Raw genomic sequence first — 14935 nt, 5'->3', positions numbered from 1 at the left:
CGAGATCTCCTGCCTGTGGCCTAGGTGCGCGTGACGCGCGCTGGGTCAGTGGTGTACGTCGTACACCTCGCCTACCGTAGGTGTACGACGTACACCCGGTCAAGGCTTCGCTAGGGTCTCGGGTATGTCGGATGACTCAGCTCAGCGAGTTCCGCTCAACCGGGAGCGCGTACTCGGCTGTGCCGTCCGTCTTGCCGACAGGGACGGATTCGACGCGGTCACCATGCGCGCGCTTGCGACGGAGCTCGACGTAGTGCCCATGGCGCTGTACAAACATGTGGCCAACAAGAGCGACCTGGTCGACGGAATGATCGACGTCGTCGTCGATTCCTACCCTGCGTCCTCTGCGAAGGGCTGGCGCAGGTCGGTGCGCTCGCGAATACTCGCCGCACGGCGCGTGTACCAAGCGCACCCGTGGATGCGCACAGCGATCGAATCCCGCCACGCGCCGACGCCGGGCGCGCTCGCGTACATGGATTCCCTGGCGGCGGAGTTCATCGAGGGAGGCATCGCAGTCGATCTGACCCACCACGCCATGCACGTGGTCGGATCGCGTATCTGGGGCTTCACGGCGGAAGTGTTCACCGGTAGTGCCGCGCCGTCTGCCGACCTCGATTCGGAGGATCGGGTGGCAGCGGAGGCCGAGTTCGCGAAGCGATATCCCGCAGTGACGGCGATCGCCCTCGATGCTCGCGCTCGTACTGGGCCCGCTGGCTGCGACGACGACTTCGAGTTCGAGTTCGCGGTGGATCTGATTCTCGAGGCCGTCGAACGACTACACGACGCCGGTTGGGAATCTACTTCGTTGCGCCCGCCGACCTAGTTCCGTATTGATTTGCGCCACCATGCATAATGATGTGTATGACGATCAAGGTGGCTGTCGCTGGCGCGAGCGGTTATGCGGGTGGGGAAGTGCTTCGTCTGCTGTGCGGACACCCGCGTCTGCGATCTGGCGACCTCGAGATCGGCGCCCTGACGGCCGGCGGAAACGCGGGCACACTCCTCGGTTCCCATCATCCCAACCTGTTGCCGTTGGCGCAGCGTGAACTCCAGGAAACGACGCCCGACGTCCTGGCTGGTCACGACGTCGTGTTCCTCGCACTGCCACACGGAACGTCGGCGCAGATCGCCGACGCTCTGCCTCCCACGACGTTGATCATCGACTGCGGCGCCGACTTCCGGCTCCGTGACTCCGACGACTGGGTCGCCTACTACGGCGGCGATCACGCGGGCACCTGGCCGTACGGCCTGCCCGAGATCCCTGGCAACCGCGAGGTCCTGCAGAACGCGAGTCGAATCGCTGTACCCGGCTGCTATCCGACGGTCTCGATTCTGTCGCTGCTTCCCGCGCTCGCGGCCGGCCTCGTGGAACCGCACTTCACGGTCGTCGCGGTGAGTGGAACGTCGGGGGCGGGACGGGCACCCAAGGTGGACCTACTCGCCTCGGAGGTGATCGGTTCCGCGCGTGCGTATGGGGTCGGCGGGTCGCATCGGCACACCCCGGAGATCTCGCAGGCACTGTCGGAGGCCGCCGACCAACCGGTCGCGGTCTCGTTCACGCCTGTGCTCGTCCCGATGTCACGCGGAATCCTCGCGACGTGCACGGCGCGTACGACGGCGGCGGCCGACGAGGTCCGCGCGGTGTACGAAAAGGCCTATGCCGATGAGCAATTCGTCTATCTGCTTCCCGAGGGCAGTCTTCCCGCGACGGGCTCGGTGATGGGTTCCAACGCGGTGCAACTCGCCGTCACCGTCGACGAGCAGGCCGGAACACTTGTGGTGGTCGGCGCAATCGACAACCTCGCGAAGGGGACCGGCGGCGCGGCGGTCCAGTCGATGAACCTCGCGTTGGACTGGGACGAAGCAGAAGGACTGAGCACCGTGGGAGTGGCACCGTGAGCTCGAGTGGCAATGTGGCAGAAGGCAATTCGACAGCAGGCAACACAACGCAGGTCGACGACTCCGACGACCGGATCGCCGGCGGTGCACCGGCGACCGGGCCACGCCTGCTGCGCAATCAGGGTGTGACAGCACCGCTCGGATTCCGAGCGGCGGGAATCGCCGCCGGTATCAAGGCTTCCGGCGCCCCCGACCTCTCGCTGGTCTTCAACGAGGGCCCCGACTATTCGGCGGCCGGTGTCTTCACCCGCAACCAGGTCAAGGCCGCGCCGGTGCTGTGGAGCAAGCAGGTGCTCACCACCGGCAGGCTGCGCGCCGTCGTCCTCAATTCTGGTGGCGCCAACGCCTGTACCGGACCCCTGGGCTTCCAGGACACGCACGCGACGGCAGAGGCTGTTGCCGAAGCGCTGAGCAACTGGGGAACCGAGACCGGCGCCGTCGAGGTCGCTGTCTGTTCCACGGGTCTGATCGGTGATCGCCTCCCGATGGACAAGGTGCTCGCGGGTGTGACCGAGATCGTCCAGGAGATGGGCGGCGGACTCTCCGGCGGAACCGACGCCGCTTACGGGATCATGACGACCGACACCGTGCCGAAACAGGTTGCGCTGCACCATCCACAGGGGTGGAACATCGGCGGCATGGCCAAGGGCGCAGGCATGATGGCACCCTCGCTCGCGACGATGTTGTGCGTGCTGACCACCGATGCGCGGGCCAGCGCGGAACAACTCGACCTCGCGCTGCGGCGAGCGACTTCGAAGACGTTCGACAGGCTGGACATCGACGGCTCGACGTCGACCAACGACACTGTGCTGCTGCTCAGCTCCGGTGCCAGCCAGATCCCTGTCGAGCAAACCGAACTCGACGCCGCCGTGCTGTCGGTGTGCGACGATCTCGCCGCGCAGTTGATGGCCGACGCCGAGGGAGTCACCAAGCGCATCGTCATCACGGTCACCGGTGCTGCCACCGAAGACGACGCCATAGCCGTCGCGCGGACCATTGCCCGCGACAGTCTGGTCAAGACAGCACTTTTCGGGTCGGATCCCAACTGGGGGCGCGTGCTCGCGGCGACGGGGATCGCACCGGTCACCATCGACCCCGATCGAATCACGGTGTCGTTCAACGGCAAAGCGGTCTGCGTCAACGGCACGGGCGTCGACGGCGCGCGTGACGTCGACCTGTCGGGTCCCGACGTGGCGGTCCTCGTCGACCTCGGCCTCGGCGCGGAGACCGGCAGCATCCGGACCACCGACCTCTCGCACGCGTACGTCGAAGAGAACTCGGCGTATTCGTCATGATCTCGACAAGCTCGATCAGCGGGGACGACTCGATCAGCGGGGATGGCGCGCTCGGCGGGGATGGCTCGATCAGCGGCGCGGCGAAGGCCGCGATCCTGGCGGAGTCGTTGCCTGCGCTGCAGGCCATGCACGGTGCGACCGTCGTCGTGAAGTACGGCGGCAACGCGATGATCGACGACGACCTCAAACGCGCCTTCGCCGCCGATATCGTCTTCCTGCGCGCCTGCGGTATGCACCCGATCGTGGTCCACGGTGGCGGACCCCAGATCTCGGCGATGCTCGCACGTCTCGGTCTGACCGGCGAGTTCCGCGGAGGGTTCCGCGTGACCACGCCCGAGGTGATGGACGTGGCGCGGATGGTGCTGTTCGGTCAGGTCGGTCGCGAGCTCGTCGGCTTGATCAACGCGCACGGACCCTATGCCGTCGGCCTCACCGGTGAGGACGCCAACCTGTTCACGGCGACGCGGCGCACCGTCGTCGTCGACGGAGTTGCCACGGACATCGGACTCGTCGGCGACATCTCCTCGGTCAACACCTCCGCGGTGCTCGATCTAGTTGGTGCGGGACGCATTCCGGTCGTCTCGACACTCGCGCCCGACCGTGACGGCGTGGTCCACAACATCAACGCCGACACGGCTGCGGGCGCTCTCGCCGAGGCGCTCGGCGCCACCCGGCTGGTGATGCTCACCGACGTCGAAGGTCTCTACACCGACTGGCCCGACCACTCGTCACTCGTGTCGCAGATCTCGACCGACGCACTGGCACAGCTGCTTCCGAGTCTCGACGCGGGCATGGTGCCCAAGATGGAGGCGTGCCTGCGTGCGGTCGAAGGCGGTGTCGGGCGAGCTCATGTCGTCGACGGCCGTGTGCCGCACGCTGTCTTGGCCGAACTGCTGACCGCGGCGAGCACGGGGACAACCGTCGTCGCTCCCGAAAACCTCTCTCCCGCAACCGCGCACACCACGCTAGACACAGACGGAGCGTCCCACTCATGACCGCACCCTGGCAGGAGCGGTGGTCATCCGCCCTCATGAAGAACTACGGCACGCCGCCGATCGCCCTGACGAAGGGCGAGGGAGCCTACGTGTGGGACGCCGACGGCAACCGCTACCTGGATCTACTCGGTGGCATCGCGGTGAACGCATTGGGTCACGCGCATCCCGCGATCGTGGCCGCGGTGACCGAGCAACTCCAGACACTCGGTCACGTCTCGAATCTGTACATCAACCCGCGGGTCGTCGAACTCGCCGAGCGTCTTCTCGACAAGTTCGGGCAGCCCGGCCGGGTGTTCTTCTGCAACTCCGGAACCGAAGCCAACGAGGCAGCATTCAAGCTGGCCCGACTCACCGGCAGGCCGCAGATCGTGGCCGCGAACAAGGCATTTCACGGACGCACGATGGGTGCGCTCGCGATGACCGGTCAACCGGCGAAGCGCGCACCGTTCGAACCGATGCCCGCAGGGGTCGATTTCGTGCCCTACGGCGACGTCGATGCCTTGACCGCCGCAGTGTCGTCGGAGACCGCCGCGGTGATCCTCGAGCCGATCCTCGGAGAATCCGGTGTCGTCGTTCCGCCTGCGGACTACCTCGCGCACGCGCGCAGGCTGACCGCCGAGCACGGCGCATTGCTCATCCTCGACGAGGTGCAGACGGGAATCGGTCGTACCGGAACGTTTTTCGCACACCAGGCCGCGGGGATCGTGCCGGACGTCATGACTCTCGCCAAGGGGCTCGGCGGCGGGCTGCCCATCGGGGCGACCATCGCGACAGGCCCTGCCGCGGAACTGTTCACTCCCGGACAGCACGGCACGACATTCGGCGGTAACCCGGTGTCGGCGGCCGCGGCGCTCGCGGTCCTCAACGAGATCGACAACAGCAACCTCGTCGATCATGTTGCCGCCGTGGGAAAGTCGATCGCGACGGGCGTCGAAGCACTCGACCATCCGCTGATCTCCCACGTGCGCGGGTCGGGGCTGCTGCTCGGCGTCGTGCTCACCGCGCCGGTGTCGGCGAAGGTCGAGTCGACTGCTCGCGACAACGGATTCCTCATCAACGCGCCGGCTCCCGACGTCTTGCGGCTCGCGCCGCCCCTCATCCTCACCGAGGACCAGGCCGGCGACTTCGTCGCAGCACTGCCGCAGATCCTCGACGCCGCAACCGACGAGAGGAGCGCACAGTGACAAGACATTTTCTACGCGACGACGACCTCACGCCCGACGAGCAGGCCGAAGTGCTTGCCCTAGCCGCCGAGGTGAAGCGCCAGCCGTTCGCCTACCGACCGCTCGAGGGTCCTCGGGGAGTCGGGGTGATCTTCGACAAGAACTCCACGAGAACGAGGTTCTCGTTCGAGATGGGCATCGCGCAGATGGGTGGCCACGCCGTCGTCGTCGACGGACGCACCACTCAGCTCGGCCGCGACGAATCGCTCGAAGACACCGGCCGGGTGTTGTCACGATTCGTCGAGGCCGTCGTGTGGCGGACCTTCGGGCAAGAGCGGCTCGAAGCGATGGCCTCGACGGCGTCGATTCCGATCGTCAACGCACTCTCGGATCTCTTCCATCCCTGCCAGGTCCTCGCCGACCTGCAGACCATCGTCGAACGCAAAGGCCGTACCGCGGGGTTGACGATGACCTACCTCGGCGACGGTGCGAACAACATGGCGCATTCGTTGGCGCTCGGTGGCGCGACCGCGGGAATGCACGTGACGATCAGTGCGCCGGACGGTTTCGAGCCCGACCCCGTCGTGATCGCCGACGCCGAGAAGCGGGCCGCTCTGACCGGAGGATCGGTCAGCGTCGAATCCGACCCTGTCGCCGCCTCGCGTGGGGCCGATGTGTTGGTCACCGACACGTGGGTCTCGATGGGGCAGGAGGACGACGGCAAGGATCGTCGCGCACCGTTCCGGCCGTACCAGATCAACTCCGACCTCCTCGCAGTGGCGGATCCGGACGCGATCGTGTTGCACTGCCTGCCCGCTCACCGCGGCGATGAGATCACCGACGACGTGATCGATGGTCCCGCGAGTGCGGTTCTCGACGAGGCGGAGAACAGGTTGCACGCTCAGAAGGCGTTGCTCATCTGGCTGTTGGGGCAGAAGTGACTAGCAACGCCGACACCGGCGGCGCTGCGCGCATCGCCGATCACTCCGACACGAGGCTCGCGAGCACGCGGGCAGGGCGACACGCGCTCATCGTCGAAGTGCTCGGTTCACATCAGGTGCGGTCGCAGTCGGAGTTGCAGCAGTTACTCGCAGGCAGGGGAGTCGACGCCACGCAGGCCACGCTCTCACGCGACCTCGACGAACTCGGCGCCGTCAAGTTGCGCGCCGCAGACGGCGGCGTCGGCGTGTACGTCGTCCCCGAGGATGGTGCGCCCGTTCGCGGGGTGTTCGGCGGCACAGCCCGACTGTCTCGCCTGCTCAGCGAACTGCTGGTGTCGACGGATGCGAGCGGAAACCTCGCCGTGCTGCGCACCCCGCCCGGCGCCGCGCACTACCTGGCCAGTGCGATCGACCGGGCCAGCTTGCCCGACGTCGTGGGCACAATTGCGGGCGACGACACGATCTTCGTGTGCGCACGCGCACCGATCGACGGGGCCGAGCTCGCACGACGAATCGAGGGCCTCGTGTGACAACCCCTTACCGACGCCCCGGCGGCCCCTGAGCCGGAGTCGGACACACCGAGGCCCGAACCCGGACCGACAAACAGACCCCAGCCCGATCGCATCGGGCACGACATCCGATGATGGATGTCGAACCACGACATAGGAGCACACACCACCATGGCGGAACGCGTCGTACTTGCATACTCCGGCGGCCTCGACACCTCGGTCGCTATCAGTTGGATCGGCAAGGAGACCGGTAAGGAGGTCGTCGCCGTCGCGCTCGACCTCGGACAGGGCGGCGAGGACATGGAGGTCGTCCGCCAGCGCGCGCTCGACTGCGGTGCCGTCGAAGCCGTGCTCGTCGACGCACGCGACGAGTTCGCCGACGACTACTGCCTGCCCGCGATCACGTCGAACGCGCTGTACATGGACCGGTACCCGCTGGTGTCGGCACTGTCGCGCCCGCTGATCGCCAAGCATCTCGTGACCGCGGCGCGCGATCACGGCGGCACCGTCGTCGCGCACGGCTGCACCGGTAAGGGCAACGACCAGGTGCGCTTCGAGGTCGGCTTCGCTTCGCTGGCACCAGATCTCGAGGTCATCGCGCCTGTCCGCGACTACGCGTGGACGCGCGAGAAGGCCATCTCCTTCGCCGAGGAGAACGACATCCCGATCAACGTGACCAAGAAGTCGCCGTTCTCGATCGACCAGAACGTGTGGGGTCGCGCCGTCGAGACCGGCTTCCTCGAGGACCTGTGGAATGCGCCGACCAAGGACGTCTACAGCTACACCGAGGATCCGACGATCAACTGGAACTCGCCCGACGAGGTCATCATCACGTTCGACAAGGGTCGCCCGATCGCCATCGACGGTCGCCCGGTCAGCGTGCTGGAGGCGATCGAGGAACTCAATCGCCGCGCGGGCGCCCAGGGTGTCGGCCGCCTCGACGTCGTCGAGGATCGCCTCGTCGGCATCAAGAGCCGCGAGATCTACGAGGCTCCCGGCGCGATGGTGCTGATCACCGCCCATGAAGAGCTCGAGCACGTCACCCTGGAGCGCGAACTCGGACGCTTCAAGCGTCGGACCGATCAGAAGTGGGCCGAGCTGGTGTACGACGGCCTCTGGTTCTCGCCGCTCAAGCGCTCGCTGGACACCTTCGTCGACTCCACGCAGGAGCACGTCTCCGGCGAGATCCGCCTTGTGCTGCACGGTGGCCACATCTCGGTCAACGGTCGCCGTAGCGGCGAGTCGCTCTACGACTTCAACCTCGCGACCTACGACGAGGGCGACAGCTTCGACCAGTCCGCCGCACGTGGATTCGTCGAGCTGCACGGTCTGTCGTCGAAGATCGCAGCGAAGCGGGACCTGCTCAGTGAGTGATCAGGGCCTCTCAGCCCAGCACGGGACAACGAACCAGGGGTCGCTGTGGGGCGGTCGTTTCGCGTCGGGACCCGCCGACGCAATGGCCGCGTTGAGCAAGTCGACGCAATTCGACTGGGTGCTCGCCCCGTTCGACATCCAGGCGTCGAAGGCGCATGCCAGGGTTCTCAACCGCGCAGGCCTGCTGTCCGACGACGATCTGACCGCCATGCTCGCCGGTCTCGACCAACTCGCGAGCGACGTCGCCGACGGCACCTTCGTGGCAGCCGAGTCCGACGAGGACGTGCACGGCGCGCTCGAACGCGGACTCATCGAACGCGTCGGAGCCGACCTCGGTGGCAGGCTGCGCGCCGGACGGTCGCGCAACGATCAGGTCGCCACGCTCTTCCGCATGTGGCTGCGCGAGGCGATGCGCTCGATCGCGACAGGTGTGCTCGACGTCGTCGAGGCGTTGACTGCTCAGGCTCGCGCACATCCCGACGCCGTCATGCCGGGGAAGACACATCTGCAGGCGGCGCAGCCGGTGCTGCTCGCGCACCACCTGCTCGCGCACGCGCAACCGCTGATCCGCGACGTCGACAGGCTTGCAGACGCGGATCGTCGAACTGCGGTGTCCCCGTACGGGTCCGGTGCGTTGGCGGGTTCGTCACTCGGCCTCGATCCGGAGGCGATCGCCGCTGATCTGGGGTTCGCCGCAGCCGCGGAGAATTCGATCGACGCGACGTCGTCACGAGACTTCGCGGCCGAGGCGTCGTTCGTCTTCGCGATGATCGCCGTCGATCTCTCGCGACTCGCCGAAGAGGTGATCCTGTGGAGCACTGCCGAATTCGGCTACGTCACGCTCGCCGACGCCTGGTCGACGGGGAGTTCGATCATGCCGCAGAAGAAAAACCCCGACGTCGCAGAACTCACACGCGGCAAAGCGGGCAGGCTGATCGGTGACCTCACCGGCTTGTTGGCGACATTGAAGGCTCAGCCGCTCGCGTACAACCGCGACCTGCAGGAAGACAAAGAGCCCGTATTCGACGCCGTCGCGCAGCTCGAGTTGCTGTTGCCTGCGATCGCCGGGATGGTCGGCACTCTCGAGTTCCACGAGGATCGGATGGCCGAGCTGGCTCCCGCGGGATTCACCCTCGCCACCGACATTGCGGAATGGCTTGTGCGTCAAGGTGTTCCGTTCCGAGTGGCCCACGAGGTCGCCGGTGCGTGTGTGCGGGAGGCGGAGAACCGCGGCGTCGGACTCGATGAACTCGACGATGCCACCTTCGCGTCGATCGATCCGGCCCTCACCCCGCAGGTTCGTGAGGTACTGACCGTTCGAGGGTCGATCGAGTCGCGCGACGCCTACGGCGGAACCGCTCCGTCGCAGGTGCAGCGCCAGCTCGACGTCCTCGACCGCGCGCTCCCGGCACTGCGATCACGGTGGTCGGTGAGTTCACCGTCACAGTGAGGTCGACGAGTGCGCGGGGTCTATGTCGATCCGTGTACGGTGCGAGTTGACCAAGCTTGGGTAAGGTGATGCAGATCACCATACGGTGTGCGGGGAGGAGCGTGGTTGATGGCAGGCGGCGGTATTCCCGACGTGAAGGCATTCGCCGAGCGTGTCCTCGCGACAGCGCAGAATGGTCTCGAGGTGCTCCGGTACGGCGGTCTGCAGACCGGGACCGAGCCCGCGCCGTTCACCGTGGTCGAGACCACACGGATGTTCCGGTTGCGACGCTACTTCCCGGATGCCCCGGCGACCGGTCCCAACATCGTGCTGATTCCCCCGATGATGGTGTCTGCCAACGTTTATGACGTGACCGAACACAACGGTGCCGTCTCGGTGCTGCACCGCAACGGCATCACCCCATGGGTCGTCGACTTCGGATCTCCCGATCACGAAGAAGGCGGGATGGAGCGCAACCTCGCCGACCACGTCGTCGCGGTGAGCGAGGCGATCGACTGGATCATCGAATCCACCGGCCGCGATATTCACGTCGCCGGCTACTCGCAGGGCGGCATGTTCGCCTATCAGGCAGCTGCGTATCGACGTTCCCGCGGCGTGGCCAGCGTGATCACCTTCGGTAGTCCGGTCGACGTTCTCGCGGCACTACCGCTCGGACTGCCCGCAGCACTGGTTGCTCCCGGCGCGGAGGTCTTGGCCGACAAGGTATTTCCACACCTGTGGGTGCCCAGTTGGCTGGCGCGTCTCGGTTTCCAAATGCTCGACCCGGTGAAGACCGCGCGCAGCCGCTTCGACTTCCTCCGCCAACTCCACGACCGCGACGCGCTTCTGCCCCGCGAAGACCAGCGACGCTTCCTCGAAGCCGAAGGATGGGTCGCCTGGTCCGGGCCGGCCATCGCGGAACTGCTGCGCCAGTTCGTCGCGCACAATCGCATGGTGTCCGGCGGATTTGTGATCAACGGCGAACTTGTGACGCTCGCCGAGATCACGGCCCCCGTTCTGGGCTTCGTAGGCGAGGTCGACGACATCGGACAACCGGTCGCGATCCGAGGTGTCGTCCGTGCGGCACCCCGAGCTCGCGTGTACGAATCACGGCTTCCCGTAGGGCATTTCGGTCTTGTGGTGGGAAGTACATCGGGCACTCGTACGTGGCCGACGACTGCCGAATGGATCAATTGGCAGGAGGGCCTGGGGCCCGAGCCCGATCACGTCGAGCCGATGGAGGCGCCGGTCGACGGGAAAGGCACCGGCGTCGGACTGCTGTCTCGGATCACGCACGGCATCGGTTCGGTTGCCGATGCGGGTGCCGGGGCGTCCCGCGATCTGTGGGAAATGGCGGGCGCTGTGCAGCGGACGTCGCTTGCCGTCGCGCAGGAATCCGTCCGCACGGTGCCGCGACTGTTCCGCCTCGGGCAGATCCAGTCAGGTACCCGTATCTCGCTGGGAAAGCTGATGTCGGAGAACACCGACTGGGGCGGCGACCGCGAGGTCTTCCTCTTCGAGAATCGAGTTCTCACCCATTCGCAGGTCGACACCCGCATCAACAACGTGGTGGCCGGACTGGTGCAGTGTGGCGTGCGCCCCGGCGAGCACATCGGGGTTCTGATGGACACGCGCCCGAGCGCGCTGGTCGCGGTTGCCGCACTCTCCCGGTTGGGCGCGGTCGCCGTACTTCTCGCCGGTGAGGGCGATGTCGGCGAGATGCTGCGGCTGGCAGGCGCGAACGTCGTCGTCTGCGATCCCGTTCACCTCGAAACCGCAACCGCTCACAGCGATCGCGTCCTCGTACTCGGTGGCGGAAGCGGGTCGGCACGCGAGATCGACGGCGTCGACGGCCGCACCGTCATCGACATGGAACAGATCGACCCCGACGTCGTACAGATGCCCGCGTGGTATCGCCCCGATCCCGGTCTCGCTGGCGATCTGGCATTCATCCTGTTCACCCGCTCACGCGGCAAACTTGCGGTGTGGCCGGTGACCAATCACAGGTTCGCGATGTCGGCGTTCGGAGCGGCGTCGGCGGCAGGTCTCACAGACCGCGACACGGTCTATTGCATCCCGCCGCTGCACCACGCCTCCGGATTGTTGACCACGCTCGGCGCGACGGCCGTCGGACGGTCGCGTATCGCATTGTCGGAGGGCGTCGACGCCGAGAACTTCGCCACCGAGGTTCATCGATACGGCGTCACGGTGGTGTCCTACACCTGGTCGATGCTGCGAGAGATACTGCACGACAAGAACTTTCAGATCAACGAGCACAATCCGATCCGCTTGTTCATGGGATCGGGACTTCCCACCGGTCTCTGGGACGAGATAAGCGAACGCTTCCCACGTGCCCGCGTTCTCGAGTTCTTCGCGACAGCTGACGGGTCGGCCATCCTGGCCAACGTCGCCGCCGACAAGGTCGGGTCGATGGGTCGCGCTCTGCCGGAAACCAACGAGGTGGCAATCGCGGCATACGACGTCGACGCCGAGCGCCTCGTCGTCGGTGAAAACGGTTTCGTCGACCGTGCGGGGCAGGGCGAGGTGGGGCTGCTGCTGGCGCGTTCGCGGCATCGCTTCGACACCACCGCGACCGTCTTGCGTGACGTCTTCGCGCCCAAGGACCGGTGGGAGGTGTCGGGTCACCTGTTCTACCGGGACTCCGACGACGACCTGTGGTTCATGGGATCGGTTGACACCGTGGCGCATTCGATCGAGGGCCCCATCTACCTTCCGCCGATCGAGCAACTGCTCTCGCGGGTGCCCGGTGTCGATCAGGTGGCCGCCTACCGGCTCGGCGATCCGGGAAGCCAGATCGTGGTGGCCGCGCTGACGATGCGGTCCGATGTCGACGTGGATTCGTTGACAGTCACGCAACTGCGGCTCGGCCTTGGCGCACTGCCCGCGCACCGTCGACCTCACCTGGTCTGCGTCGTCGACGAGATCCCGGTATCGGAGTCTTATCGCCCGCAGGCGAGCGCACTGGCGGCTCGCGGTGTGCCGAAACCCGGGTCGAAGGTCTGGTACCGCGACTCGGAGGGCAGGTACCGACGGTTCACCAAGACTGCGGTGAGCAGAGTGGATTGGCTGCCGGATTCCTCCTCCGCAACCTCCCGCGATCGCACGACGTCGGCGAGAGCGGTCGGAACGGGCGCGCCGACCAGGACAACAGCCGGGGGAGCCGCGACCGGCACGCGTTGATGTCGAGGCGAGCGGGTGATCGACGCGTTCGCCGCGCCGTTAGGCTTGCTGTCGTGCCCCGCGGTGCGTCGAAATCCGCTGGGGAAATCCGCTGAGAGAGGAAGCAAGTCGATGGGTTCTCGCGCGCAGTCACTGGATCCGATCGTTCGTGACCGGCTGGTGTGCCCGCAGGATCACGGACCGCTGCTCGACGCGGGCGATGAGCTCTACAACCCGCGGCTTCGTGTCGCCTACCGGGTCGATGCCGACGGCATCCCGGTCATGTTGGCCACTGAGGCGCGCGCGGTCGACGACGAAGAGCATCAACGTCTCACTTCTGCCTGATCGATGAGGGTCGGGTCTGATCGATACAGGTCGGGTGTTCGCCGGCCGCGCACGCGTAGATGACAAGATCGATGTGTGAGCACACTGACCTCTGAAGACCGAATCGATGGTTCAGACATTCTCGACGATCTGCAGTGGCGAGGCTTGATCGCGCAGTCAACCGACATCGATGAACTGCGGTCCGCTGTCGAAGCCGACCCGATCACTGTGTACGCGGGCTTCGACCCGACGGCGTCGAGCCTGCATGCTGGGCATTTGGTGCCGCTTCTGACGCTGCGTCGCTTTCAACTCGCAGGTCATCGGCCTATCGCTCTCGCAGGTGGTGCGACAGGACTCATCGGCGACCCGCGTGATGTCGGTGAGCGGACCATGAACTCCGTCGACACAGTTGGCGGATGGACCGGACGCATCGGCGACCAGCTGGCCAGCTTCCTGCGATTCGACGACAGTCCGAACAGCGCGCTGCTGGTCAACAACATGGAGTGGACGGCAGGGCTGAGCGCGATCGAGTTCCTCCGCGACCTCGGTAAGCACTTTTCGGTCAACGTGATGCTCGCTCGAGAAACTGTTCGACGACGCCTCGAGTCCGATGGGATCAGCTACACCGAGTTCAGTTACCTGCTGCTGCAGTCCAACGACTACCTCGAACTGCACCGCAGGCACGGATGCAGCCTGCAGATCGGTGGCTCGGATCAGTGGGGAAACATCGTCGGCGGTGTCGATCTCACGCGCCGAATCACCGGAGACACCGTGCACGCGCTGACGGTTCCGCTCGTGACCTCGTCGGATGGCAAGAAGTTCGGTAAGTCGACCGGCGGCGGAAGCCTCTGGCTCGACCCGGAACTCACCAGTCCTTACGCCTGGTACCAGTACTTCGTGAACACGTCCGACGCCGACGTTGTGCGCTACCTGAAGTGGTTCACGTTCCTGAGCAGGGAAGAGATCGGGGAGCTGGAGCGTGCAACCGAAGAGACTCCGCATCTTCGGTTGGCGCAGAAGCGCCTCGCAGCGGAGATGACGACACTCATCCACGGCGCAGCCAACACCCAGGCCGTGGAACTGGCCAGTCACGCATTGTTCGGTCGCGCCGAACTGGCCGATCTCGATGAGTCGACGCTCGCGGCAGCACTGGGCGAGACCACGATCGCCGAATACAGCTCCGACGCACCGACGCTCGTCGGACTTCTCGTGGACAGCGGGCTCTCTGAGAGCAACAAAGCCGCACGACGCGCGATCGGGGAAGGAGGTGCCTACGTCAACAACACCAAGATCACCGATCCGGAGTGGACTCCAGGCACTTCCGACCTACTGCACGGCCGTTGGCTGGTCATCCGACGCGGTAAGAAGAGCTTTGCCGGCGCTCGTTTAAGCCTCTGACCAGGCGATTTGACGCCCTGTTCCCGTGTGTGTAACTTTCTTGTTGCACCGCAGCGAGCAAGACCCCGGGGCCGACACGGAATCGGGGAAACTGCAGTGTCTCAGGTCTGATGGCCTGGAACACCGATGCGGCCAGAAACGAATAGCCCGCGACACACGGTGTTGCGAACGCGAATCGGATCTGGTAGCCTGGAAGAGTTGCTCCGGAGACGGGGTCAACAATTCCAAACACCAGCTTACTAGAGAGCGCCTCGCCATGCGGGGTGGCGCTGGTAGGTGTGTGTTCTTTGAGAACTCGATAGTGTATTGACAAGATTGTCTGATGCCATATTTTGGCATCGTGTGTCCAAGTTTTTGGATTATGTGATGATTTATTTTTGTGACGCTCAGGTCTTTGGGTCTGGGTGTTGCTAGTTTTTGTTTGGTCA

Annotated in this window: 12 protein-coding genes; all 12 read left to right on the top strand. The window is 65.6% G+C overall.

Translation table 11 applies throughout. The features are described from left to right. Window positions 1-124 precede the first annotated feature (124 nt). Window positions 125-823, top strand: coding sequence for a TetR/AcrR family transcriptional regulator (locus tag A5785_RS13220; RefSeq protein ID WP_064866873.1), 699 nt, complete (start codon window positions 125-127; stop codon window positions 821-823). Between the two features lie 38 nt (window positions 824-861). Beyond that, window positions 862-1899: an N-acetyl-gamma-glutamyl-phosphate reductase gene (gene argC, locus A5785_RS13215; protein ID WP_064866871.1), complete on the top strand. Its 1038-nt coding sequence runs from the start codon at window positions 862-864 to the stop codon at window positions 1897-1899. A 14-nt stretch (window positions 1900-1913) separates the two neighbouring features. Further along, on the top strand, window positions 1914-3194 hold the full coding sequence (gene argJ, locus A5785_RS13210) for a bifunctional glutamate N-acetyltransferase/amino-acid acetyltransferase ArgJ (protein ID WP_064866938.1): 1281 nt from the start codon (window positions 1914-1916) through the stop codon (window positions 3192-3194). After that, complete coding sequence (gene argB, locus A5785_RS13205) at window positions 3191-4189, top strand: acetylglutamate kinase (RefSeq protein WP_064866869.1); 999 nt, start codon at window positions 3191-3193, stop codon at window positions 4187-4189. Before argJ ends, argB begins: the two co-directional genes overlap by 4 nt. Then, on the top strand, window positions 4186-5373 hold the full coding sequence (locus A5785_RS13200; RefSeq protein WP_064866867.1) for an acetylornithine transaminase: 1188 nt from the start codon (window positions 4186-4188) through the stop codon (window positions 5371-5373). The genes argB and A5785_RS13200 overlap by 4 nt, the downstream gene beginning before the upstream one ends. Then, complete coding sequence (argF, locus tag A5785_RS13195) at window positions 5370-6293, top strand: ornithine carbamoyltransferase (RefSeq protein WP_064866865.1); 924 nt, start codon at window positions 5370-5372, stop codon at window positions 6291-6293. The genes A5785_RS13200 and argF overlap by 4 nt, the downstream gene beginning before the upstream one ends. Window positions 6294-6325: 32 nt before the next feature. Beyond that, window positions 6326-6823, top strand: a complete 498-nt coding sequence (locus tag A5785_RS13190) for an arginine repressor (RefSeq protein ID WP_064866936.1) — start codon at window positions 6326-6328, stop codon at window positions 6821-6823. 150 nt (window positions 6824-6973) lie between these two features. Next, window positions 6974-8176 carry an argininosuccinate synthase gene (locus A5785_RS13185; protein WP_049698547.1) on the top strand — a complete coding sequence of 401 codons (1203 nt, stop codon included), beginning with the start codon at window positions 6974-6976 and terminating at the stop codon, window positions 8174-8176. After that, on the top strand, window positions 8169-9626 hold the full coding sequence (gene argH, locus A5785_RS13180) for an argininosuccinate lyase (RefSeq protein WP_064866860.1): 1458 nt from the start codon (window positions 8169-8171) through the stop codon (window positions 9624-9626). The genes A5785_RS13185 and argH overlap by 8 nt, the downstream gene beginning before the upstream one ends. 108 nt (window positions 9627-9734) lie before the next feature. Then, window positions 9735-12806, top strand: a complete 3072-nt coding sequence (locus A5785_RS13175; RefSeq protein WP_064866859.1) for an AMP-binding protein — start codon at window positions 9735-9737, stop codon at window positions 12804-12806. Window positions 12807-12917: 111 nt separating this feature from the next. Beyond that, complete coding sequence (locus A5785_RS13170) at window positions 12918-13130, top strand: Trm112 family protein (RefSeq protein WP_064866934.1); 213 nt, start codon at window positions 12918-12920, stop codon at window positions 13128-13130. A gap of 75 nt (window positions 13131-13205) precedes the next feature. After that, window positions 13206-14507 carry a tyrosine--tRNA ligase gene (tyrS, locus tag A5785_RS13165; RefSeq protein ID WP_064866857.1) on the top strand — a complete coding sequence of 434 codons (1302 nt, stop codon included), beginning with the start codon at window positions 13206-13208 and terminating at the stop codon, window positions 14505-14507. Window positions 14508-14935: the final 428 nt, after the last annotated feature.

Source organism: Gordonia sp. 852002-50395_SCH5434458, from assembly GCF_001665905.1.
In the GTDB taxonomy this organism is placed as follows: domain Bacteria; phylum Actinomycetota; class Actinomycetes; order Mycobacteriales; family Mycobacteriaceae; genus Gordonia; species Gordonia jacobaea.
This window is presented reverse-complemented; position numbering and strand designations above follow the sequence as displayed.

Coding starts and splice junctions, on each gene's coding strand:
- A5785_RS13220 (WP_064866873.1), top strand. CDS start 125: ATGTCGGATGACTCAGCTCAGCGAGTTCCGCTCAACCGGGAGCGCGTA.
- argC (WP_064866871.1), top strand. CDS start 862: ATGACGATCAAGGTGGCTGTCGCTGGCGCGAGCGGTTATGCGGGTGGG.
- argB (WP_064866869.1), top strand. CDS start 3,191: ATGATCTCGACAAGCTCGATCAGCGGGGACGACTCGATCAGCGGGGAT.
- A5785_RS13200 (WP_064866867.1), top strand. CDS start 4,186: ATGACCGCACCCTGGCAGGAGCGGTGGTCATCCGCCCTCATGAAGAAC.
- A5785_RS13185 (WP_049698547.1), top strand. CDS start 6,974: ATGGCGGAACGCGTCGTACTTGCATACTCCGGCGGCCTCGACACCTCG.
- A5785_RS13175 (WP_064866859.1), top strand. CDS start 9,735: ATGGCAGGCGGCGGTATTCCCGACGTGAAGGCATTCGCCGAGCGTGTC.
- A5785_RS13170 (WP_064866934.1), top strand. CDS start 12,918: ATGGGTTCTCGCGCGCAGTCACTGGATCCGATCGTTCGTGACCGGCTG.